The sequence below is a fragment of the Brevundimonas lutea genome, from assembly GCF_003704105.1.
Lineage (GTDB): Bacteria > Pseudomonadota > Alphaproteobacteria > Caulobacterales > Caulobacteraceae > Brevundimonas > Brevundimonas lutea.
Genome location: NZ_QUOQ01000006.1, coordinates 30796 through 53833 on the forward strand (window position 1 = coordinate 30796; position 23038 = coordinate 53833).

At 65.9% G+C, this 23038-nt stretch carries 22 protein-coding genes, 1 tRNA gene and 1 pseudogene; 8 read left to right on the top strand and 16 right to left on the bottom strand.

The window, feature by feature from the left end; all coding sequences use genetic code 11:
- Positions 1 to 17 precede the first annotated feature (17 nt).
- Complete coding sequence (locus EES48_RS11565; protein ID WP_205679450.1) at positions 18 to 1556, bottom strand: spinster family MFS transporter; 1539 nt, start codon at positions 1554 to 1556, stop codon at positions 18 to 20.
- A gap of 135 nt (positions 1557 to 1691) precedes the next feature.
- Positions 1692 to 4016, bottom strand: coding sequence for a TonB-dependent receptor (locus tag EES48_RS11570; protein ID WP_122467029.1), 2325 nt, complete (start codon positions 4014 to 4016; stop codon positions 1692 to 1694).
- Positions 4017 to 4216: 200 nt separating this feature from the next.
- On the opposite strand from EES48_RS11570, the gene EES48_RS11575 reads away from it, so the two are divergent.
- Positions 4217 to 4933, top strand: a complete 717-nt coding sequence (locus EES48_RS11575) for a TetR/AcrR family transcriptional regulator (RefSeq protein WP_122467031.1) — start codon at positions 4217 to 4219, stop codon at positions 4931 to 4933.
- Here EES48_RS11575 and EES48_RS11580 read toward each other — a convergent pair.
- From EES48_RS11580 to EES48_RS11595, 5 genes are all read right to left on the bottom strand, one after another.
- Positions 4917 to 6143 carry an FAD-dependent oxidoreductase gene (locus EES48_RS11580; protein ID WP_122467034.1) on the bottom strand — a complete coding sequence of 409 codons (1227 nt, stop codon included), beginning with the start codon at positions 6141 to 6143 and terminating at the stop codon, positions 4917 to 4919. The genes EES48_RS11575 and EES48_RS11580 overlap by 17 nt on opposite strands.
- A gap of 13 nt (positions 6144 to 6156) precedes the next feature.
- Positions 6157 to 6573 (bottom strand): ribosome silencing factor, encoded by a 417-nt coding sequence (rsfS, locus tag EES48_RS11585; RefSeq protein WP_122467036.1) that lies wholly within the window; start codon positions 6571 to 6573, stop codon positions 6157 to 6159.
- A 118-nt stretch (positions 6574 to 6691) separates the two neighbouring features.
- Positions 6692 to 7348, bottom strand: a complete 657-nt coding sequence (locus EES48_RS11590) for a nicotinate-nucleotide adenylyltransferase (protein ID WP_122467038.1) — start codon at positions 7346 to 7348, stop codon at positions 6692 to 6694.
- A 75-nt stretch (positions 7349 to 7423) separates the two neighbouring features.
- Entirely contained in the window at positions 7424 to 7594 is a 171-nt protein-coding gene (locus tag EES48_RS14890) for a hypothetical protein (RefSeq protein ID WP_162998136.1), read from the bottom strand.
- Positions 7595 to 7645: 51 nt separating this feature from the next.
- Positions 7646 to 9928 (bottom strand): NADP-dependent malic enzyme, encoded by a 2283-nt coding sequence (locus EES48_RS11595; protein ID WP_122467040.1) that lies wholly within the window; start codon positions 9926 to 9928, stop codon positions 7646 to 7648.
- Positions 9929 to 10190: 262 nt separating this feature from the next.
- Between EES48_RS11595 and typA the strand changes: the two genes are divergently transcribed.
- The 3 genes from typA (at position 10191) to EES48_RS11610 (ending at position 13545) form a co-directional block, all read left to right on the top strand.
- Positions 10191 to 12023 carry a translational GTPase TypA gene (gene typA, locus EES48_RS11600; protein WP_122467558.1) on the top strand — a complete coding sequence of 611 codons (1833 nt, stop codon included), beginning with the start codon at positions 10191 to 10193 and terminating at the stop codon, positions 12021 to 12023.
- Positions 12024 to 12166: 143 nt separating this feature from the next.
- Positions 12167 to 12685, top strand: coding sequence for a hypothetical protein (locus EES48_RS11605; protein ID WP_122467043.1), 519 nt, complete (start codon positions 12167 to 12169; stop codon positions 12683 to 12685).
- A 149-nt stretch (positions 12686 to 12834) separates the two neighbouring features.
- Positions 12835 to 13545: a hypothetical protein gene (locus EES48_RS11610; RefSeq protein WP_122467045.1), complete on the top strand. Its 711-nt coding sequence runs from the start codon at positions 12835 to 12837 to the stop codon at positions 13543 to 13545.
- Positions 13546 to 13618: 73 nt separating this feature from the next.
- On the opposite strand, the gene EES48_RS11615 is transcribed toward EES48_RS11610, so the two are convergent.
- Positions 13619 to 13867 (bottom strand): GlsB/YeaQ/YmgE family stress response membrane protein, encoded by a 249-nt coding sequence (locus EES48_RS11615; protein WP_122467047.1) that lies wholly within the window; start codon positions 13865 to 13867, stop codon positions 13619 to 13621.
- 168 nt (positions 13868 to 14035) lie between these two features.
- Between EES48_RS11615 and EES48_RS11620 the strand changes: the two genes are divergently transcribed.
- Both EES48_RS11620 and hisN read left to right on the top strand, forming a co-directional pair.
- A complete protein-coding gene (locus EES48_RS11620) occupies positions 14036 to 14416 on the top strand; it encodes a helix-turn-helix domain-containing protein (RefSeq protein WP_122467049.1) in 381 nt (126 codons plus the stop codon).
- 37 nt (positions 14417 to 14453) lie between these two features.
- A complete protein-coding gene (hisN, locus tag EES48_RS11625) occupies positions 14454 to 15245 on the top strand; it encodes a histidinol-phosphatase (RefSeq protein ID WP_122467051.1) in 792 nt (263 codons plus the stop codon).
- On the opposite strand, the gene EES48_RS11630 is transcribed toward hisN, so the two are convergent.
- Positions 15242 to 16567 carry a hypothetical protein gene (locus EES48_RS11630; protein ID WP_240623335.1) on the bottom strand — a complete coding sequence of 442 codons (1326 nt, stop codon included), beginning with the start codon at positions 16565 to 16567 and terminating at the stop codon, positions 15242 to 15244. The genes hisN and EES48_RS11630 overlap by 4 nt on opposite strands.
- Positions 16568 to 16640: 73 nt before the next feature.
- Between EES48_RS11630 and EES48_RS11635 the strand changes: the two genes are divergently transcribed.
- Positions 16641 to 16717 (top strand) — tRNA-Arg (locus EES48_RS11635).
- Between the two features lie 268 nt (positions 16718 to 16985).
- Positions 16986 to 17267: a 4-fold beta flower protein gene (locus EES48_RS15315; protein ID WP_420807951.1), complete on the top strand. Its 282-nt coding sequence runs from the start codon at positions 16986 to 16988 to the stop codon at positions 17265 to 17267.
- A gap of 171 nt (positions 17268 to 17438) precedes the next feature.
- Here EES48_RS15315 and EES48_RS11645 read toward each other — a convergent pair whose 3' ends face one another.
- The 7 genes and pseudogenes from EES48_RS11645 to EES48_RS11675 form a co-directional block, all read right to left on the bottom strand.
- Complete coding sequence (locus EES48_RS11645; protein ID WP_122467057.1) at positions 17439 to 18131, bottom strand: IS6 family transposase; 693 nt, start codon at positions 18129 to 18131, stop codon at positions 17439 to 17441.
- 198 nt (positions 18132 to 18329) lie between these two features.
- Positions 18330 to 18902, bottom strand: coding sequence for a type 1 glutamine amidotransferase domain-containing protein (locus EES48_RS11650; RefSeq protein ID WP_205679451.1), 573 nt, complete (start codon positions 18900 to 18902; stop codon positions 18330 to 18332).
- Between the two features lie 28 nt (positions 18903 to 18930).
- Positions 18931 to 20070, bottom strand: a complete 1140-nt coding sequence (locus EES48_RS11655; protein ID WP_122467059.1) for a glutathione-independent formaldehyde dehydrogenase — start codon at positions 20068 to 20070, stop codon at positions 18931 to 18933.
- 306 nt (positions 20071 to 20376) lie between these two features.
- The gene (locus EES48_RS11660; protein WP_122467062.1) at positions 20377 to 20796 is read right to left on the bottom strand and encodes a GlcG/HbpS family heme-binding protein; all 420 of its coding nucleotides are present in this window, start codon (positions 20794 to 20796) and stop codon (positions 20377 to 20379) included.
- A 109-nt stretch (positions 20797 to 20905) separates the two neighbouring features.
- Entirely contained in the window at positions 20906 to 21199 is a 294-nt protein-coding gene (locus tag EES48_RS11665) for a putative quinol monooxygenase (RefSeq protein ID WP_122467065.1), read from the bottom strand.
- Positions 21200 to 21345: 146 nt separating this feature from the next.
- Positions 21346 to 22038 (bottom strand): annotated as a pseudogene (locus tag EES48_RS11670) (IS6 family transposase).
- A 48-nt stretch (positions 22039 to 22086) separates the two neighbouring features.
- On the bottom strand, positions 22087 to 22950 hold the full coding sequence (locus EES48_RS11675; protein WP_122467067.1) for an abortive infection family protein: 864 nt from the start codon (positions 22948 to 22950) through the stop codon (positions 22087 to 22089).
- Positions 22951 to 23038: the final 88 nt, after the last annotated feature.

Genomic DNA, 23038 nt, shown 5'->3' on the forward strand with positions numbered 1-23038 from the left:
CAAGCAAGGCGCCCGACCTAGTCCACCCAGTCGCGCTTCAGCGTCCGCGAGGCGCCGATCAGCAGCATCGAGGCCAGCAGATAGAAGCCCATGCCGGTGTAGATGGCCCAGCGCAGGCTCTCCTCGCCGAAGCGCGGCGCCAGGAGATCGCTCATCCAGCCGAAATAGTAGAAGCCGACGGCGATGCCGAGCAGGTTGTTGATCAGCAGGAAGAGGGCCGAAGCCGTCGAGCGCATCGGCGCGGCGACCAGATGCTGGACCGCCGCCGTGATCGGCCCCAGCCAGGCCAGGTTCAGACCCGTCGGAATCAGGAAGATCAGGAAGGCCAGCGTCAGCTGCTGCGCCTGCGAGCCGCCGCCGGGCAGCACCAGGCCGATCAGCCAGGGCGAGTTCATGGCCAGGATGAAACAGGGCGCCGAGATCAGGAAGGCGATGGCCGGCGTCAGCGGATAGGCGCCCTTGCCGCGCCGGGACAGCTTGTCGGCGATCATCCCGCCGCCCCAGATGCCGGCGAGGCCGCCGATCAGGGCGATACCCGCATAGTACCAGCTGGTCTGGGCCAGGGTCAGGTCGAAGCTTCTCATGAAGAACAGCGGCAGCCATCCCGCCACGCCATAGCCGCACACCGACGACGAGGCGGCGCCCAGGGCCAGCAGCCAGAAGCTCTTCTTTGGGATGACCGCCGAGGCGGTGACTCGCGCGATCATCAGCGATACGCCGATGACGAGCGCCAGGAGGCCGCCGAAGCCCAGCACCAGCGGATTCAGGCCGGCCAGGCTGCTCAGCCAGGCGATCAGCGCCAGTAGCAGGCAGCCGCCGCCCAGCCCCAGCATGATCAGACTGGCGATCCGACCAACACGGTCCGACGCGTGGGCCGGCAGAGCGTCGGCGGGCGCGCCGTCGATCCCCACACTCGGCGCGATCGCCGGCGTCGGCTTGGCCACGTCCGTGCCGCCGCGCTGAGGATCCTTGATGGTCAGCTTCATCAGAGGCGCGACCAACAGACCCAGCAGACCGACGACGATGAAGGCGGTGCGCCAGCCGTAGGTGGCGGCCAAGAGTCCCCCGACCAGGGTCCCCGCCGCCGTGCCCAGCGGGATGCCGAAGGCAAAGGCCGCAAGCGCGCGGGCTCGCTGATGGGGCGGGAAATAGTCGGCGATCAGGGAATAGGCCGGGGCCACGCCACCGGCCTCGCCCACACCCACGCCCATCCGGAACATGAACAGCTGGGTGAAGCTGCCGGCCACGCCGCACAGGGCGGTGAAGCCTGACCACACCGCCAGGGCGCCGGTCATGATCGTGACCCGACTGAACCGGTCGGCCATCCAGGCCAGGGGAATGGCCAAGGTCGAATAGACCGAGGCGAAGGCGATGCCGCCCAGCAGGCCGAACTGGCTGTCCGACAGCCCGAATTCGGCCTTCAGGGGCGCGGCCAGGATACCGATGATCTGCCGGTCCAGGAAGTTCAGCATATAGACCAGAATCAGCACCGCCAGGACGTAGAAGCGGTAGCCCGGCCGGGTCGGAGCGGTCGCGGCGGTGGCGGTGTCGGTCACGGAGCAGGTCCTCGACAGTCTTCAGGGCCGTCTGGCGCGGCCTGACGTGAGCGTAGCCATTGCGGCCCGGCCCGGAAAGGCGAAAGGCGGCGACCCTCTCGAGCCGCCGCCTTCCGGTTCAGTCGACCACGTGCCTCAATACCGCGCGGTCAGGGTCAGGCTGACCGTGCGTGGCGCGCCGTAGTAGGCGGTGCGGATGCCGCCGACGGCCGAGAACTCCTGGGCGTCGGTCCGATAGACCTCCTCGCCGAGGTTCTTGCCGTTGAGGGTGACGGCGTAGCGGCCGTCCTGGGTCTCCCACGCCACCCGGGCGTCGTAGAGCCAGTAGTCATCCTGGAACATGCCGGGGAACTCGACCCGGGTGAAGATGTCGGCGTTGTCGACCGCCAGGGCCATGCGGGAGCGATAGTTGGCCTGGCCGCCGACGGTCAGCAGCCCGTTGGCGCCGAGGTCGAACAGATAGTTGGCGCCGAAGCGGGCGGTCCATTCCGGCGAGAAGGCCGGGGTCTGCCAGCTGCGGTCGATGGTGGTCTCGACGCCGCCGATGACCCGCACCTCGTTGAACTCGCCGTATTCCGCATCCAGCCAGCCGACCTGGGCGTCCAGCTGCAGGGCCGGGGTCGGATTGGCCGAAAGCTCCAGCTCGGCGCCGCGAATCTCAAGCTCGCCGGCGTTCAGCACCGTCAGGGCGATGGTGCAGTTCCCGCCCGGAACAGTCGCGTCGTCGACGCAGTCCGACACCCGCGCCTGAAAGTCCTGATAGTCGTTGTGGAAGGCCGCGACGTTGGCGCGCAGGCGACGATCGAACCACTCGGTCTTGGCCCCGACCTCGAAGCTGGTGACCGTTTCCGGATCATAGGGCTGCTGTTCACCGGGGTTGTTGGCCCGACCGTTGAAGCCGCCCGACTTGAAGCCCTTGGCGACCCGCGCATAGACCATGGCGTTGTCGTCGATCTGATAGTCGACCGAGGCCATCGGCGAGACGTCGGACCAGTCGTCCTGGACCTGGAAGGCGAAGCTGGGGTCGGCGTTGAAGCCCGCAAAGGCGGCGTCCAGGGCCGGGATGCCGGTGGCCGGAATGTCCCAGAAGGTCGTGGTCGTGCGGTCGTAGTCCTTCTCTTCCTTGGTGTAGCGCAGCCCGCCGGAAAGCCTCAGGGCGTCGGTCACCGCCCAGGTGGCGTTGGCGTAGGCGGCCCAGCTGGTGGTCTGCAGATCGTCGTCGATGGTCCGCAGGAACTGGACCGGCAGGCCCAGCACGGTGAACAGGTCGTCGCCATAGGCCTCCTGGTGCGAGGTGATGCCCTCGTCCAGATAATAGACGCCAGCCACGCCGGTGATCGGCCCGCCGTTGTCGAAGTTCAGTTGGAACTCCTGACTGAACTGGTCCTGGTCGACGGCGACCAGAACATCGCCCATCTCGAACTGGGTGGCGTCGATGTCGATGTAGTCGTCATAGCCGAGGTCGCGATAGGCGGTGATCGACTTCAGAGTCAGGCTGTCCGACAGGGTCCATTCGGCGATGGCCGACAGGCCCCAATGATCCAGCGGCGTCTCGTTGGGCAGACCCGGCGTGGTGCGGGTGCTGTAGTCGAACTCGCTGCCCGGCGCCGGGGCCGGGTTGCGCACGGTCACGGTTCCCAGGGCCAGGTCGGTGGTGAAGACGGCGCTTTCCGAGCGGCCCACGGTCATGGACGGACGCTGACGCGTATAGTCGGCGGTCAGGTCGAGGCGGAACGTGTCCGACGGCGTCCAGGCGGCGCTGACCCGGCCGGCGATGGTGTCCTCGTCGTTGTACTCGCGGTCCAGCACCGGGTCGGACACATAGCCGTCCCGCTTGGCCACCATGAAGGCGCCGCCCAGCGCCCACGTGTCGCTGATCGGAGCGCCGCCGGAGATGCGCGCCTCCATTTCGGAGTATTCGCCGATCGTCGCCGACGCGTTGAGATAGGGGCCGGAGTCCGGCCGGCGGGTGACCAGCTTCATGGCCCCGCCGATGGTGTTCTTGCCGTACAGCGTGCCCTGCGGACCGCGCAGCACCTCGACGCGCTCCAGATCAAGCAGATCCAGCTGAGTGCCCCGGATGCGGCTGTAATAGACGTCGTCGACATAGACGCCGACGGCCGGATCGAAAGTCTGCAGCGCGTCGGGCTGGCCGATGCCGCGGATATAGATGTTGGTGGCGTCCGAAGAGCCGCGGCCCTGCACCAGGTTCAGGTTGGGGACTGCCCCCTGAAGGTCGGTCACCTCGGTGGCGCCCAGGCGCTCCAGGGTCGCTTCGCTGAAGGCGGAAACCGACAGCGGCGTGCGCTGCAGGGATTCCTCGGTGCGCCGCGCGGTGACGACGATTTCCTCGAGCTGGGTGGCCTGAGGATCGCCCCCCGCCTCCTGCGCGACCGCTCCGGCCGCCAGCACACCCCACGCGGCGCTGGACAGCAGCGCGCACTTCACAAGCCTGGTCATGTCGATTTCGACCCCCGTCTGAACGTTTCCCGAAGCGCTTTTATTCAGCGCTCAATGATTTTTCCGAGAAGTGCCGTCGACCGGGTCTGCTGTCAAACGGTTACGCTTGGCGGAAACGCAAAGTGCGCGGGCGTGTGGTTGTTGCGACACCATCGACGCGCTCATTGTCGGGTGCGGAAGGCCGGGATAAGCCTTCACTCATGACAACGCCCATCCCGCTGACAGCGGCCAAGCCCGCGCGCGGCCGCCCGTCCAAGACGCGCCAGCAGGGCGACACGCGCGAAGCCATTCTCGACGCGGCCGAGGACCTGTTTTCCAAACACGGCTTTTACGGCGTGGCCATCCGCGAGGTGGCGCGAGAGGCGGGCGTCGACACCGCCCTGGTGCACTATTATTTCGGGGCCAAGCGCGACCTGTTCGACGCGGTCTTTCTCAGACGCGCCGAGGTGCTGAACGCCGAGCGCATCGACGCCATCAACCGCTACGCCGCCGACCATGCCGGAACCATGAGCCTGGAGGGTTTGCTGGAAGCCTTTCTGACACCGCCGTTCGAGCGGTCCCTCCGGGGAGGGCCCGGGTGGAAACACTATTCGGTGCTGGTCGCCCAGACCAACGCCAATCCGGCGTTCGGCGGCGAGACCATGGCGCGCTATTTCGATCCGGCGATCCGGCGGCTGATCGAGCTGATCCGACCGCTGGTCCCGGGCGCGCGCGACGTCGACCTGTACTGGGCCTGGCACAATCTGTCGGGCGCCCTGACGCTGACTTTGGGCGAGACCGGCCGTATCGACCGCCTTTCCGGAGGTCTGTGCCGTTCGGGCGACCTGGAGGCGGCCAGCGCCTATATGGTCCGCTTCGCCGCCGCCGGCATCCGCGCCGTGTGTGATCCGGACCGTCCCGTCAGCGTCGATCGCTGAGGGACGCGGCGGCGCGGCCGCCGCGCGGATCGAGCAGCAGGCCCGACACCGTCGCCGCCAGGATGCGATCCGCGAGCGGCAATCGCGTCATACGTCCCAGCACATGATCGCGAATCCACGGCAGCCCCGGACCATCGGCCTGATAGAAGGGTGTGAACACCCAGCTGAGCGTCTGATACAGCCGCACATGCCACCGACGCCGGCGCGCATACTCCGACAGGGCCTCCTCAAGATCGGCATGGGCGGACAGCGCCTCCGCCAGGGCCAAGGCGTCGAGTAGTCCCATATTCACCCCCTGCCCAAGTTGGGGACTGGTCGCGTGGGCCGCGTCGCCGATCACGGCCAACCGACGTCCGACCGGCCGCGTCAGGGTGCGGTGGCCATAGCGAGCCAGGGTCAGGGCGTCGGGATCGTCGATCCCATCCAGGATCGGCTGGGTCTCGGGCCACAGAGCCGCCACCTCGTCTCGCCACGCCGCCAGCCCGGCCGAGCGCCAGGCGTCATGGTCGCCGTGCTTCAGGCTCCAGAAGAAGGTGGCGACGGGGTGCGGGTCTCCCGGCCGTCGACCGACCGGAAGCACCCCGATCATCTTCGCCGCGCCCCGATACACCTGTTGCAGGGCCGCCGGATCGAACGGCGCTCCGGGCCAGGGAACTGTGGCCCACAGGGCGCCCCAACCGAGCGGCGCTCGGTGGCCGGGCAGGGCCTCGGCGATCCGCGACCGCGCCCCCGAAGCGTCGACGACCAGATCGAAACGACCCAATTTTCGGCCGACGGCGTCGACGGGACGGCCGTCGTCGACCTCGACGACCTCCCGTTCAGTCTGCATCGCCACGCTCTCAGCCAGGCAGGCGTCGAACAGCACTTGAAAGATGGCGGCGCGGTGCAGACCCAGGGCCCCCAGTCCGTCTGCGCGCGGACGGGCCAGATCGGCGTAGCGCATGTCCAGAACCGTCCGGCCACGTCGGGCCTCTCGCCCGACGATCCGCTTTAGCGGCTGACCGAGGTCGCGAGCGGCGCCGGTTAGTCCCAAACAATCCAGCACATGCAGGCCGGTGGGTTGCAGCATGAAGCCGGCGCCCACCGGGCGCGCCGCCTCGAACCGCTCCAGAATGGTGACGCGACGCCCTTGGCGAGCCAGCATCAGCGCGGCGGCCAGGCCGGCCGGACCGGCGCCGACCACGGCGACGTCGCGGATCGCGGACGTCACCGCGTATGCAGGATCAGGCCACGCCGGCGCCGCGGTGTGCGCTGTCGCCCGACCAGATCTTCTCGATATTGTAGAAGGCCCGGACCTCGGGTCGGAACAGGTGAACGATCACATCCCCGGCGTCGATCAGCACCCAGTCGCAGTGCGGCAGTCCCTCGACCCGCGCCTTGCCCATGCCCTGCTCCTTGAGGGTGCGCAGCAGGTGGTCGGCGATGGCGCCGACGTGGCGGTGTGAGCGGCCCGAGGCGATGATCATGCTGTCGGACATCGGGCTTTTGCCCTTGAGGTCGATCAACACGATGTCCTGGGCCTTGTCCTCGTCCAGCCGGTGCAACAGCGCAGTCTCGAGCGGGGTCGAGCCGGTCGGGAGAGGCTGGTCGGAAGGGGCCGGTGCGCCGTCTTCGTCGTGGATGGGCGCGAAGGGCTCCATCTCTTGAGCGGTGTTGGAGACGGCGTCGTCTTGCGCGTCGTGCGCGGGAGAGGCGGTCAGCGGAGAACTCCGGAATCTGGATAAGTGGCGCCACCCCTAGCACAGACGGCGGAAAAGGTCACCGGTCCGCCGGGTCGGCCCTCAAGGCGGTCGAGGACATGTGATTGAGTGGGGCGGTCAGATAGGTCCAGGCCGGCGCCGGCATGTAGGGCAGAAGGGCGGCGCGCGCGGACGGGACCCGGGCGGAGGCGAACCGGGCCGCGGCCGGGGCGGTGCGGCTCTCCAGCAGCGAGCCCGGCCGGGCGATCACCGCCACGGGCATCAGCCGCATGATGTCGGTCCAGCCGCGCCAGCGGTGAAACCCGGCCAGATTGTCCGAGCCCATCAGCCAGACGAACCGCACGTCCGGATGGCGGCGCGTCAGCAGACGCAGGGTGTCGATGGTCCGCTGGACCCCCGCGCGGCTCTCGAAATCCGACACCACCATCGATGGGCCGCGCGCCGCTCTCCGGGCTGAGGCCATTCGTTCGTCTAGCGGAGCGCTGTCGCGGGGGTCCTTCAGCGGGTTCTGCGGCGAGACCAGCCAGACAACACGGTCAAGGTCGAGGCTCTGCAGCGCCGTCTCGGCCACATGCTGATGACCCGCGTGGGCCGGATTGAAGGAGCCGCCGAACAGCCCGACCTTCATGCCGGGCGCCAGCCGCAGCCCGTCGCGCAGCGCGCCCGAGGCGGGACCAAAGGCCTGGGGCGCGGGGCCGGCGTGGAAGAAGGCCAAGGCGGGAGGGCTCGCGGAACGACTTATGCTCACCCGCGCCCTAACACGGCTCCGCAATCCTGTCGCGAAGGATTGTCAGCGCTTGAAGGTGTCGCCGATTTCGGCCGCCTCCGGACCATCGGGCCCCGCCGAACGCCGCTCACGGCGGCCTGTCCGGTCCGTATCGGTCTGAGACGTGGACGGATCAGGTTTGCCGGCGGGCGTGGCGCCGTTCTTCTCGCGGCCGTTGGTCTGGTTATCGCCCATGGTCGGCTCCTCGCTTTGGAGCCCAACCGGCCGGCTGCTTGCCGGTTCCGTTCAGATCTCCTGGGCCGCGCCCTCCTCATAGGCGGCGAAGGTGGCGGCGGTGATGATCTCCGAGACCGAGGCGCCCAGGGACACGATCTGCACCGACTTCTCCAGTCCGACCAGCAGCGGTCCGATCACCGTGGCGCCGCCCAGGGCCTGGACCAGCCGGGTCGAGATCGACGCCGAGTGGATCGCCGGCATGACCAGCACATTGGCGTCGCGCGACAGCCGCATGAAGGGATAGGCCGAGCGTTGGGCGGGATCCAGCGCCAGCTCCGGCGGCATCTCGCCCTCGTATTCGAAGTCCACGCCCTTGGCGTCGAGGATGCGGATCGCCTCACGCACCTTCTCGCCCCGGTCGCCCGGTGGGTTGCCGAAGGTCGAATAGCTAAGGAAGGCCACGCGCGGATTGCGTCCCAGCTTGCGCACCGTCGCCGCCGCCTGGATGGCGATGTCGGCCAGTTCCTGAGCGTCCGGAAGCTCGTGGATCGAGGTGTCGGCCACGAACAGGGTGCGGCCCTTGGCCAGCATGACCGACACGCCGATCAGGCTGTCGCCCTTGACGTCCAGGACGCGGCGGACCTCCTTCAGCACCATGTTGAAGTTGCGGGTCGTGCCGGTGACCATGGCGTCGGCGTCGCCCCGGGCCAGCATGGCCGCGCCGAAATAGTTGCGGTCCTGATTGATCATCCGCTGCACGTCGCGGCGCAGGTAGCCGCGCCGCTGCAGCCGCTCATAGAGGAAGTCGGTGTAGTCGACGTTCTTGTCCGAGACGCGGGCGTTGACGATCTCGATGCCCAGCTCGTCGAAGCGCAGGCCCGCCTCGGCGGCGTTCTGGCGGATCAGATCCTCGCGTCCGACCAGGATCGGCGTGCCCAGCTCCTGCTGCTTGAAGGCCCAGGCGGCGCGGATGACCGAGGTCTCCTCGCCCTCGGCGAACACGATGCGCTTGTTGGGCGAGGCCCGCACCGCAGAGGAGATGTTCTGCATCAGGGCCGCCGACGGATCGAGGCGCTGGCGTAGCTCGGCCCGATAGACGTTCATGTCCTCGATCGGCTTGCGCGCCACGCCGGTGTCCATGGCCGCCTGGGCCACGAACGGCGGGATGTACCAGATCAGCCGCGGATCGAACGGCGTGGGGATGATGTACTCGCGGCCGAATTTCAGCTTCCGGCCCGAGTAGGCGGCGGCGACCTCGTCGGGCACGTCCTCTCGGGCCAGGGCCGCCAGGGCCTCGGCGCAGGCCACCTTCATCTCGTGGTTCACCTGGCGCGCCCGCACGTCCAGCGCGCCGCGGAAGATGTAGGGAAAGCCCAGGACGTTGTTGACCTGGTTGGGATAGTCCGACCGGCCGGTGGCGACGATGGCGTCGGAACGCACTTCGGCGACCTCCTCGGGCGTGATCTCGGGGTCCGGATTGGCCATGGCGAAGATGATCGGATTGGGCGCCATCGACGCCACCATGTCCTTGGTGATCGCGCCCTTGGCGGCCAGGCCGATGACCACGTCGGCGCCGACCATGGCCTCTTCCAGTGTCCTCAGCGGCGTGTCGGTGGCGTGGGCCGCCTTCCACTGATCGACATTGTCGCGGCCCTTGTAGACCACCCCGTCGCGATCGAGGATCACGGTGTTCTCAGCCCGCACCCCGGCGGCCTTCATCAGGCCGATCGATGACAGCCCGGCTGCGCCGGCGCCGACCAGCACCACTCGCACGTCTTCCAGCTTCTTGCCGGCGATGTGGCAGGCGTTGATCAGACCGGCCGTGGAGATGATGGCCGTGCCGTGCTGGTCGTCGTGAAACACCGGGATGTCGAGCAGGTCCTGGAGCTCGCTTTCGATGACGAAACATTCCGGAGACTTGATGTCCTCCAGATTGATGCCGCCCCAGGTGTCGCCGATGTTCTTGACCACGGTGACGAACTCGTCCGGGTCGGTGGTCTTCACCTCGACATCGAAACTGTCGACGTCGGCGAAGCGCTTGAACAGGACCGACTTGCCTTCCATCACCGGCTTGGAGGCCATGTGGCCCAGATTGCCCAGACCCAGGATGGCGGTGCCGTTGGAGATGACGGCGACCAGATTTCCCTTGGAGGTGTAGTCGTAGGCGCGGTCCGCGTCCTCGGCGATGGCCAGCACCGGCACGGCCACCCCCGGCGAGTAGGCCAGCGACAGGTCCCGCTGGGTCGCCATCGGCTTGGTCGGCGCCATAGAGATCTTGCCGGGCGTCGGCTCGCGGTGGAAATCCAGGGCCTCCTCGGCGGTGAAGGTCTGTTTTTCGGTCAGATCGGTCATGAGGCTTCCGCGCGGCGCTTCCAGGCGCGACAGGCCTCAGGTGCTGGCCCGCCGTCGTTGCCTCTGTCCTAGAGGGCGGTTTCCGTCACGACAACCGACGAGACCCCGGCGCGTCGTTGTGCGGCGCCGAAGAGGCCGTCTGGCGTTTGTCATCGGTTGTCTGTATGAGGGCGCCCCTCTCCTTCCCTCGCGTTCGCACGCGCCCGGCCCGGCGATGTCGCCGCCCGCCGTTTCGCCCGCGCCCTCTTCCCGGCTGTCTGTCATGAACCTCCGCAACGTCGCCATCATCGCCCACGTCGACCACGGCAAGACCACCTTGGTGGACCAGCTCCTGGCCCAGTCCGGCGTCTTCCGAGCCAATGAGGCGACCACCGAACGCGCCATGGACTCCAACGATCAGGAGAAGGAGCGCGGCATCACCATCCTGGCCAAGTGCACCTCGGTGCTCTGGAACGGCGAGGCGGGCGAGACCCGGATCAACATCATCGACACCCCCGGCCACGCCGATTTCGGCGGCGAGGTGGAGCGGATCCTCGGCATGGTGGACGGCTGCGTCATCCTGGTCGACGCCGAAGAGGGCGTTATGCCCCAGACCAAGTTCGTGCTGACCAAGGCGCTGAAGATGGGCCTGCGTCCCATCCTGTGCATCAACAAGGTCGACCGCGCCCATGCCGACCCCGACCGCGTCCACAACGAGACCTTCGACCTGTTCGCCGCCATTGGCGCGACCGACGAGCAACTGGACTTCCCGCACATCTACGCCTCGGGCCGCAACGGCTGGGCGACGCTGGACCTGAACCAGCCCAATGGCGACCTGTCGCCGCTGTTCGACCTGATCGTGCGCCACGTCCCGCCGCCCAAGGTTCAGGAGAACAAGGACAAGCCGTTCCAGATGCTGAACGTGCTGATCGAAAGCGATCCGTTCCTCGGCCGCCTGCTGACCGGTCGCATCGAGAGCGGCAAGGCCGTTCCCGGCATGGCCATCCACGCCCTGGACCGCGACGGCAAGGAAATCGAGCGCGGCCGGATCACCAAGGTGCTGGCCTTCCGCGGCCTGAAGCGTCAGGCGCTGGACGAGGGCTCGGAGGCGGGCGACATCGTCGCCATCGCCGGCATGTCCAAGGCCACCGTGGCCGACACCCTGTGCGCCATGGAGGTCACCGAGGCCCTGCCGGCCCAGCCGATCGATCCGCCGACCATCTCCATGACCGTTTCGGTCAACGACAGCCCCCTGGCCGGTCGCGAAGGCGACAAGGTCCAGTCACGCGTCATCCGCGATCGCCTGCTCAAGGAGGCCGAGGCCAATGTCGCCATCCGCGTCTCCACGACCGCGGGCGGCGACGCCTATGAGGTCGCGGGCCGCGGCGAGCTGCAGCTGGGCGTGCTGATCGAGAACATGCGCCGCGAGGGGTTCGAGGTCTCCATCAGCCGTCCGCGCGTCGTCTATCAGGAAGGCGAGAACGGCGAGCGGCTGGAGCCGATCGAGGACGTCATGATCGACGTCGACGACGAGTTCACCGGCGTGGTCATCGAGAAGCTGTCGGCCCGCAAGGCCGAACTGTCCGACATGGGCCCGTCGGGCGCCGGCAAGACCCGCATCAGCCTCAAGGCGCCGTCGCGCAGCCTGATCGGCTATCAGGGCGAGTTCCTGACCGACACCCGCGGCTCGGGCGTGCTGAACCGGGTCTTTTCGCATTATGAGCCGCACAAGGGCGCGATCGCCGGCCGCCTGAAGGGCGTGTTGATCTCCAACTCCGACGGCGACACCGCCGCCTTCGCCCTGTGGAACCTCGAGGATCGCGGCGTGATGTTCGTCGGCGCCGGCGAAAAGACCTATCAGGGCATGATCATCGGCGAGAACGCCCGCTGGGACGACCTGGATGTCAATCCGATCAAGGGCAAGCAGCTGACCAACGTGCGCGCCTCGGGCAAGGATGAGGCCGTGCGCCTGACCCCGCCCCGGGTGATGAGCCTAGAGCAGGCCATCGCCTATATCGACGAGGACGAACTGGTCGAGGTCACGCCCAAGTCGATCCGTCTGCGCAAGCAGGTGCTGAACCCGTCGTTCCGCAAGAAGCGCGTGCGCCCCGAGTGATGGCGGCTCGCGGCCAAGGCTGAACGCCCGTTCACCGCGTCGCCCCATTCCGGGCGGGGGCGGGGTGATTTCGGGGCCGCCGCAACCTCGGCGCCGTTGCCGGGCTTCTAGACGCTGTTTGTAACACTCCGCAGGAGTTCGTGATGACGCGTCTTTCTCTCCTCGCCGGCGCCGCCGTGCTGGTCATGGCCGCCCCGGCTTCCGCCCAGGTTCTGGGCGGTCAGGTCGGCGGTTCGGTCGGTGGCCAGGTGGCCACGCCGCCGCTCGGTTCAACTCTCAATGACGCCGCAGGCCTGACCCGCGACACGGTCGATCGTACGCGCGACGCCGCGCGGGACACTGTCAATGACGTCCAGGATGCTGCCCCGCCGGTGTCGGCTCAGGGACAGGCCAACGCCGATGGCTCCATTGCGGCTGGTTCCGACGGCGCTGACGCAGACCTCGATGTCCAGGCGGGCGCCATGGTGCATGGCTCTGATGGATCGATGCTCGGAACGGTTTCCAGCGCCGCCAGAGACAGCGCAGGACGCGCTCAAGGTCTTGTCGTTCAGACCGCCGAGGGCGCGACCAAGACCATCCCGACTAACGGCGCCCGCGTCGAAGGCGGCGCTGTGATCACCGGTTGGACCCAGAGCCAGTTCAACGACGCGCCTGAAAGCTGACCGGCGCCGAACTTTGGTGCGTCGAAATCGCCCGCGAGGCGTTCCGTTCTATGGCCGTGGCGACGCGTCGCTTTGGCGATCCGCCACGGCCGCCCCCATAATCTTACCTTTCGTCAGGGATTTCGATCCCGCCACATCTGGAGACTTTCATGATCCGCAAGACCGTTCTTCTCGCCGGCGTCGCCGGCGCCCTGGCTTTCGCCGCCCCGGCCGTCGCCCAGGTCGCCCCCATTCCGCAGGCCGCTCCGGCGCCCGCTGAGCAGACTCAGGGCGCGCAACTGGCGCTGCAACCTGGCGCGGATGTCGCCGGCGCCGACGGTGTGGTCTACGGGCGCCTCGACGGCGCGGGAACGGCCGCCGACGGGTCAACGGTGCTCCACGTCCGGGCCGAGGACGGCACGGTCAAGGCGGTGCCGATCGAAGGCATCAGCATGAATGGCGCGACCATCGTGACCGCCTGGGCCAAGGCCCAGTTCGACGCAGCCCCGACCGACCCGGCGCTGAACCCTCCGGCCGCCTCCGGCGAACTGACCCTGACGCCCGGCGCTACCGTCGTGGGCTCGGGCGGGGCGACGCTCGGTACGCTGCACGGCGCGGCCCAGGGCGCGGACGGCTCCTACAACATCCTGGTGCGGGCCGCCGACGGTCAGGTGCGCCCGGTTCCGGCCGAGGGTCTGACCATGAACGGCGCCAACATCGTCACCGCCTGGACCCAGGCGGAATTTGACGCGGCCCAGGTCGATGCGGCCGCCACGGCCGAGGCGTCCGCCGCCGCTCCCGCCGAGGCGCCCACCGAGGCCCCGGCGATGGACTCGGCGGACCCGACGGGGACTGAAGGCATGGAAACCACCCCGGAGTAATCCGGGGTGCGACCCAGACAGAAAAAAGGGCGGCTCTTGCGAGCCGCCCTTTCCTTTTGGGTCCGGAAACCGATCAGGCGCGACGCTTGACCAGGCCCAGGATGAACAGCAGCAGGCACGCGCCCAGGAAGGCGACGATCAGCGACTGCCAGCTGAAGCCCGTCAGGCCGATGCCGAACACGCTGCTGCCGATGAAGCCGCCCAGAAAGGCGCCGACCACACCGACGATCAGATTGGTGAGCAGGCCGTGGTTGCGGCCCATCACCTGTTCGGCCAGCCAGCCGGCGGCGATACCAATGACGATCCAAGCGATAATACCCATGGGGAACAGTCCTTCCAGCGAGTTGATCTCGTCCCCCTAAATGCGTCGAGGCGTCGCAGGTTGCCTTGACCGTAACAGCTCCCCTCGCGGGCGAGCGCGGCACGCGGCTTGAAGCGTCACGGGCGAGCGTGCCGAAGCGGCACATCGCCTGATGAGGAATTCGCGGCCATGGCCTCCGAGATCGATCTGCACCTGGGCAAGCGTCTGCGCCGCCGCCGCCGTCTCCTAGGCCTGACCCAGCAGCAGCTCGCCAGCCAGGTCGGCATCCGCTTTCAGCAGATTCAGAAGTACGAGTGCGGCGCCAACCGCATCGCCGCCGCCCGTCTGTGGGAGCTGGCCGAGGCCCTGGAGACCCCGGTCAACTATTTCTACGACGGCTTGACCGAGGCGCTGGAGCGCAGCCGGCCTCAGGCCGCCCAGCCCGAGTCCTTCTCCCGCAAGGAGACGCTGGACCTGATTCAGGCCTATTATCAGCTGGGCGAGCGCCCGCGCCGCCGCCTGCTGGATCTCGCCAAGTCGCTCCACACCGAGGGCGAACAGCCCAACTGAGGGTGACCGGTCGCTGGGCGAGCGCTAAGCCCTCGCCATGACCGACATTGCAGATTTCGACGCCTTCGCCCTTGAGCTCGCCGCCGCCGCCGCGGCCGTGACCCTGCCGCTGTTCCGCACCGATGATCTAGGCGAGCAGGACAAGGGCGGCGCCGCCGGCTTTGATCCCGTCACCCGCGCCGACCGAGACGCCGAAGCGGCCATCCGCCGTTTGATCGCCGCGCGCCATCCCGATCACGGCGTCATCGGCGAGGAGTACGGCGAGGACCGGCCCGACGCCGAGTGGACCTGGATGCTGGACCCCATAGACGGCACCCGCGCCTTCATCGCCGGTCTGCCGCTGTGGACCACCCTGATCGCGCTGCGGCACGAAGGCCGGCCCGTGCTGGGGCTGATCGCCCAGCCCTATCTGGGCGAGGTCTTCATCGGGAGTCGCGCGGCCGCGCGACTGGTGAGGCCAGGCGCGGCGGACAGACCTCTTTCGACCCGGCGCGGCCTTGGTCTCGACCAGGCGATCATCTCTTGCACCGACGAGGCGCAGTTCCCTGGCCTGGAGCTCGACGCGTGGCGCCGGGTCCGCGCCGCCACGCGATTGGCCCGCTACGGCTGCGACGCCTACGCCTACGCCATGCTGGCCCTGGGCCGCATCGACCTTGTGATCGAAAGCGGGCTCAAGCCCTGGGACTGGTCGGCCCTGGTCCCGGTGGTCGAGGGTGCGGGCGGGCGGGTCACCGACTGGTCGGGCGGCGACGATCTGGCTTCTGGACGCCTCGTCGCGGCGGGGGACCCCACCCTCATCCCGCAGACGATGCGTCTGCTGGCTGGCTAGTCCAGCAGATCGACCGGCAGGATCTGCGACCCCAACAGGCGTTCGGTCGTTTCCCAGTGGTCCGGTCCCTGACGCTCGACCCACGCCTGAACCGTGTCGCGCCCCAGGCCATAGTTGATGACATAGGACCGATAGGTGTCGATGAAGTCGACGCGCTGCTCGGCCCGCTCCGGCGCCATCAGCATGGTCTCGCGCAGCTGGCGCTCCGCCGTCGCCCGGTCGATCCGCCCGGCCAGATAGGCGTCCGCGACGGCGTATTCCGCCGAGGCCAGCCGGCGGCTCAGGGCGATGAAACGGGCGTAGTCGTCGCGCCCCGCGGGGTCCAGGCCCGCCAGTGGATACAGAACCTCGGTTTCGAACCGGTCCAGCTCGGCCGGCGGAAAGGCCAGGTCGATGCCGTAGTTGGCGCTGCCCTCGGCCACGAAGCTCATCGGCGAGAACAGCGGATAGACGCTCATCTCCATCCAGCCTCGCTCGGTGACGAAGGTCCGCTCCAGCAGGGCGTTGTAGACGTGGTGACCCGGATAGCCCTCGTGGCACCCCAGATCGACGGCCCGGTCGATGCCGATCGGCAGTTCGACATTGATCTCGATCCGGCTTTTGGAATTGCCGAGATAGTAGTTGTACCCCGACCACGGCTTGTCGGTGACGAAGCCCAGGTCAAAGCTCTCACCTGCCGGCAGGCCGATGTGGGCCTCGGTTCGGCGCTTGCACTCGGCGATGGCCGCCTGCATCACGGCTTCCACGCGCTCGGGCGGGATCACGTAGCGGGCGCGAAAGGTCGCGGCGCGCTCGGCTAGCGAGCCCTCGCCAAGCAGCAGGGCGTCCATTTCGGCCAGCACGGGCTGATAGCTTTCCAGCGGACGGATTTCGGGACGGATGCCGAACAGCCCGAACGCCTCGTCGGCGAAGGCGGGCTTGTCGCCCGCGATCATGCGCAGGCGCAGCGCGGCGGCCGAGACGTGCGCCAGCAGATATTTGCGGCGTTGGATCAGCGCCGGATCGGCGCCGACCGGATCGACCGCCTCCAGATCGCGCGTCAGGGTCGCCGCCGCCTGGGTCAGCTGATCGACGCTGCGCGGGTTCGCCTCCGCCGCCGCCGCCCACTCCGGCGGGCCGTAGTAGGCGTCGACATAGCCCTCCTCGCGCTCGCCGATCTCCAGGATCAGCCGCACATAGTCCTCGGCCAGCGCGTTCAGGTCGCCCTCGACCATCGCCGATCGACCGGTCCCGACCGGCGCCGTGGCGCAAGCCGCCAGCAGGACCGTCGAAAGGACCGCAGCCGCGCCCGTCCTGATCCGCGCCTTGAACATTGTGCGCATTCTTCGCTTCCCATGGCGCGCGGGGATTGAGCCCGCCCCGCCCTTCCTGTAATCACCGCCGGCCCAGCGGTCCGCACCCGTAGCTCAGCTGGATAGAGCGTTGCCCTCCGAAGGCAAAGGTCGCACGTTCGAATCGTGCCGGGTGCGCCATTTTTTTCATATTTTTCAAATAGAATCTAGTCAGGCCGCCGGGCTGGGCACGCCGAATTGGGTTTGTGGGGCAGCTATGGGGCAGTGGCTACGCCGCGTGCCTTGGCACCGAATGAAGCAGCATGAAACGCGATGAAAAGTTTCAGGCTGTCGCGCGCGGCCTAACGTCGCCTCTGCGCCAACAGCGGACATTTACGTTACGCCCGGAAGCTGACTTTCCAGCTGTTTCGGTCAAGTCGTCTGCTAGGCCGGCCCTAGCGCGTCCAGGATGCGGCAGTCGCCAACCACGCCGGAAGGACAAGAGCGGATCAGGGTGTCGAGCTCACGGCGTAGCGCCTTGAGGTCGGCGATCTTCCGGTCGATCCCAGTCGCGTGGAATCCGAAAGAACGTGTAGTCGGAACCAGCAGGCCTGCGCGTCCAGCGCGAGCTACGCGGGCGGCGCGTCCTGCGAGGCCGGCTCGACCGGCTAGGCCTGCAAGGCCGGCTCGGCCAGCGACGCCGGCTGGGGGCTGGTCGTCAATGTCGTTCTGGGCTTGGCTGGCGCAGTGACTGGTCCAAGCTGCTTTGCGCCATGAGCAGACATTGATGCCTCAGCGCAAACGCCCCAGGTGTGATCGCGCGCTGAGTGATCACGCGGCCTCACAGGCGACAGCAAGAAGTTAGCCGTATAGTGCTGTCAACTTAACTCAAGTAGCTCGATGAGTATCGCCGGCGTGGACCTCACGACGCAGCTGCCTGCCAGGCTTGGTGAGCGGTAGCCCGGAACTCCCGCAACGCGGCCCGAGCAGTCAGATGACGCTGGGTGTAGAAGGTGTTGTAGATGGCGGCGTGAGTGGTCAGGAACCGCTGCGCCGACACTTGCGACTTGAAACCCAACATCTGTCGCTCGCGCTGCCGGATCGGCAGATGCGAGTTCTCGATGCGGTTGTTCTCCCGCAGCCGGCCGGGTCGGTGGAGCCATACGACGCCCAACTTTTCGGCTGCCGCGACATATGACCGGAGTCCATCGGTCGTTATCGTCTGGGGCTTAACTGGCTGATCACGCGAGAGCTTTGCCAAGAATGAAGTCGCGGCGGCTGCGTCTCGTCGCCTATGGACGGTCGTGCCGAGGACCTCGCCCTCGTCATCGACCGCGCGCCAAAGGTACATGTGTTTGCCCTCAATCCGACTAACCATCTCGTCGAGATGCCATCGGGGTGAAGGCACCGGCCGCCGCCGTTTCAAGTTCCTCGCGATCTGAGGTCCGAACTTTCGGGTCCAGCTCCGAATGGCCTCGTAGGAGACGTCCACGCCTCGCTCCGCGAGGATCTCCTCGACGTCTCGAAAACTCAAAGAGAAGCGAAAGTATAACCAGACCGCTTGGCGGATCGTAGCCGGCTTGTGCCGATGACGCTTGAAACAAATGTTGCCCATAACCCTCTGTCCCACCTCACCTTTCGGCTAATCACTGGAGACAAGTTGTCGTTGGACTGACAGCACCTCCGTCAGGTACGCCGTGTTCGTGTGATACGCGGCGTGGCGGACGGCCATCGCTGGCCATCCGCCACGCTTGCTTTGTGCGGACCTTCTCCAGAGAGAGGGCCCTCACATGGTTCGTCGAAACGCCCCGTCTTAATTCCCTGCTGCGAGCGCCGCGCCCACACCTTCTGCGATCTCCTCAACGAGTTTGGCACAGAAGGCGGGCAAATCATTGGGATCGCGGCTGGTAACAAGGCCGGTGTCGACCACGACTTCACCATTGATCCATGCACCGCCGGCGTTCTCGATATCGACCTTCAGCGTCGGGTAGGACGTCAAGGTGCGACCCTCAAGCACGCCCGCCTCGATCAATGTCCAGGGTGCATGGCATATAGCCGCAACAGGTTTTTTCTGATCGAAGAAAGCCCGGATGAAACCAATTGCCTCGACGCTGCCGCGCAGCTTGTCGGCACCGACAGTCCCTCCGGGCACAACAAGTCCGTCGAAATCGTCGGCTTTGACCTCGGAAAACGTCTTGTCGATCGTATAGCTGCCGCCCTCGTCAAGGTCGCTATTGACTGTACGAGCCACGCCCGGTTCAAAACTGACCACGGTCACTTTGCCACCCGCGTCCTCGACAGCTTGCTTGGGCTTCGAGAATTCTGGTTCTTCCGTCCCGCGGGGTGCGATCAGAATGGCAACTGATTTGCCTTCCAAAGTCATCATCTATTTCCTGTTCCGTCGAAGGCTTAGGTCAGGCGCCCGGCTTGAGCACGACCTTGGTCCAACCAGCATCGCGCTCGTCGAAATGCTTGTAGGCGTCTGGCGCCTGATCAAGCGGCAATCGGTGCGAGATGATTTGGGCGGGATTGGCCCGGTCTTGCTCGATAAGCTTCATCAGTCGCCGGTTGTAGTGCTTTACATTGCACTGGCCGGTGCCGATCTTCTGGCCCTTGAACCAGAAGTTGCCGAAGTCGAACGCCATCTTGCCTTCCTTCTGCAGATCGTCGGGCGCGTTCGGGTCTTCCGGAATGAACACGCCGACGACGCCGATTCCGCCGGTGGCCTTCGTGCTTTTGACGAGGCAGTTCATCGTGTAATTGCTGCGCTCCTTGCCGTGGCGATCGCAACACTGATACCCGACCGCCTCGACCCCCCGGTCGGTCCCGAGGCCGCCGGTCGCGTCAAGGATCTGCTGGGCGGGATCGCCCTTGCGCATGTCGATCGGAATAGCGCCCATCGCCTCGGCCAGTTTCAGGCGGTCATCGTGAGAATCGACCACGAAGATCTGAGCGGCGCCGCGGATTTCGGCTGAGTGCGCGGCCATCAAACCGACCGGACCGGCACCGTAGATCGCGATGCTTTCGCCAGGTTGGAAACCCGACAGTTCGACGCCATGCCAACCGGTGGGGAAGATGTCGGAGAGCATGACATAGTCATCCTCCTTCTCCTCAGCGTCCTCAGGCAGCTTCAGACAATTGAAGTCTGCATAAGGAACGCGCATAAATTCGGCCTGACCGCCTTGCCACGGACCCATCTCGGCAAACCCATACGCTGCGCCGGCGGTTCCAGGGTTGGTCGTGAGGCAAAAACCCGTCAAACCGCGTTCGCAATTTTCGCAGAAACCGCAACCGACGTTGAACGGCATGCACACGCGATCGCCCTTCTTGATGCGATCTACGGCAGAGCCGACTTCGATGACCTCGCCAAGGTTTTCGTGTCCGAAGACCTTGCCCTTCTCGAAGCTGGTACGGCCTTCATACATGTGAAGGTCCGACCCGCAGATATTGGTCGTGGTCAGCCGGATGATAACATCGGTCTGCTTTTCGATCTTCGGATCGTCGATGGTATTGACGGAAACATCTTTGGGCCCGTTGTACACGACAGCTTTCACGGATCTTTTCCTTTCGCAGCTCTTCTCAACGCGTCATCAGATTGAGAGCGTGGTCATGATCCTGTTCATCGCAACGGCGGAGGACATGGCACCTTTCAAGTGATTGCAGTTTACTCAACCTTCCGCCACCAGAGAGGTTCCTTCGCGTTAGGGCCATCCTGAAATGGATTCACGGGGTCTTTCTGAATGACTGGGCCAGAACGGCCGAATAACGTGCTAAACGGACGCGACCCGCGACGAGCGCGAGGCGCGCCCTCCGCCGTCGACTGAGCCGGCGCCGCCGCGCCCGGCACCGCGCTCCAAGGCTCAGCCGCGCACTAACGACTGCGCCGCCGCCTCGGCCACGCCCTGGTCCTGCTTGCCGGTGCCGCCTGACACGCCCACCGCGCCGATCACCTTCTCGCCCTCCTTGATCGGCACGCCCCCGGCAAAGATCATCACCTTGCCGTCGTTGGAGGCATGGATGCCGTAGAAGTCGGCGCCCGGCTGGGCCAGCTTCGCCAGCGCCTTGGTCTCGACGTCGAATGCGCGCGCCGTCCACGCCTTGTCGATCGCGATGTCAACGCTGCCGCGCCACGCATCGTCCATCCGCGCAAACGCTAGGAGACAGCCGCCCGCGTCCACCACCGCGATGTTCATCGGGTTGCCGATCCGCTCGGCCTCCGCGATCCCCGCATCGATGATCGTTCGCGCGTCGTTTAGGTCAAGCGTTTGGGTAGCGCGCATGGTGTGTCTCTTGGCCGGTTCATGGAGAACCGCTCAACGCAGGCCGCCGCGCCCGGGATCCCCCCAACCCGGGCGGTGAGAGCGACGAGCTAGGGTGCCGATCGCTCCGCTATTTCGCGGCCAGCAGGGTGAACTTGTGAATCTGCGGCGGTTCGGAAAACAGTTCTTCTGCCTTGTCCATCAGTGCGGCGGCAACCTTGCCGTCAAGATGGGCCTGCCGATCCTCCTCTGTGTCAAACGTATCGAAGATCGCGTACGCACCGGGACCTTCCTCGATCGCATACCAGGTCAGAGTGCCCGCCTCAGCTTGAACGAGCGGCAATGCCGAGGTCAGGAAATTGGCGACATCGCTCTCTTTTCCGGGCTTGGCCTTCAGCGGAACATACAGGGCAAGTTTGGGCATAAATCACTCCTCAAGTGAAACGGACACATATTATTCGGCAAAGTAACGGACGAGCGGGCCGGCACGTTCCCATGAGGCGGAGCATACGCGGCCCCAGTGCTGTCAACTTAACTCAAGTAGCTCGATGAGTATCGCCGGCGTGGACCTCACGACGCAGCTGCCTGCCAGGCTTGGTGAGCGGTAGCCCGGAACTCCCGCAACGCGGCCCGAGCAGTCAGATGACGCTGGGTGTAGAAGGTGTTGTAGATGGCGGCGTGAGTGGTCAGGAACCGCTGCGCCGACACTTGCGACTTGAAACCCAACATCTGTCGCTCGCGCTGCCGGATCGGCAGATGCGAGTTCTCGATGCGGTTGTTCTCCCGCAGCCGGCCGGGTCGGTGGAGCCATACGACGCCCAACTTTTCGGCTGCCGCGACATATGACCGGAGTCCATCGGTCGTTATCGTCTGGGGCTTAACTGGCTGATCACGCAAGAGCTTTGCCAAGAATGAAGTCGCGGCGGCTGCGTCTCGTCGCCTATGGACGGTCGTGCCGAGGACCTCGCCCTCGTCATCGACCGCGCGCCGAAGGTACATGTGTTTGCCCTCAATCCGACTAACCATCTTGTCGAGATGCCATCAGGGTGAAGGCACCGGCCGCCGCCGTTTCAAGTTCCTCGCGATCTGAGGTCCGAACTTTCGGGTCCAGCTCCGAATGGCCTCGTAGGAGACGTCCACGCCTCGCTCCGCGAGGATCTCCTCGACGTCTCGAAAACTCAAAGAGAAGCGAAAGTATAACCAGACCGCTTGGCGGATCGTAGCCGGCTTGTGCCGATGACGCTTGAAACAAATGTTGCACATAACCCTCTGTCCCACCTCACCTTTCGGCTAATCGTCGCGCGGTCCACCTCAGGCGTTGCTGGTGCGGGACTTTTGGTATTCGAACGTGTCGAAAACGAAGCTCGAAAGAGTGAGAGCACCGTTTACGATCAGATTGGCGTGATGCATCGCTGGTTTGTACCGGCGCGCATGTCGATCCCCCATCTTGTTACTGATTCCCGCGATACCGCTGATGATATTCACAAAGCCGCGCATAATCTGTTTAAGGTTGTCATCGACCACCTGACCGCCTTCCTCCGACAGATTGAGGTGTTTGGCCACGCGCTTGTAGAGACGCTGGAGATCCCCGTCGTAATCCGGAGGCGCGGGATCGAACTCGGTCTCCATCGCTGTGAGGACCGCCTCGACGAGTGATCGGGCATTGGTAATGGCGCCGTCGAAATCTCCGCCGCCGATTTTCGTTCGGCATTTCTCGACCTGTTCGACGATGAACTGATGGGAAAGGTGATCCGGCTCAAGCCGGACATCGAGAAGAACCTCGCCACGTTGGCGATCCGCGACGGCATAGACACGGCCGTTGCGGACCACTTCAAACCCGTCGAAGGCGAGGAACTCGTTCAAATAAGAGACCGCCCCTTCGATCGAGACTGGATGGTGTTGGCTAGTCTGCGGGTCGAAGACCGTCGCATCCATATAGTCCCGCAAGTCAAACGCCGAGACGATGATTTTCTTGAGCTCCGGGGTGTCGTTCCAGTCTCGAATGCGCTGTTCAGCGAACGCCCAGCGAGATCCGAAGTCTTTGTCGTACCGGGTGTTGAATCCCAAGTCGTTGAAGAACCGAACGAGTTCAGGGCCAGTACGGTAAGGCGACAACTTCTTGTCGCCTGTGATGACGTCTCCGAGCCGCTTGATCGTCCGTTCGGAAATCTTCATTGGCTCTCCATGACCGCTCTGGCCAACGCATGCCGGTTGAGGTGCGGCAACCCTAACAGCGCGAATGGGCCGCTTGGAAGCGGACGTT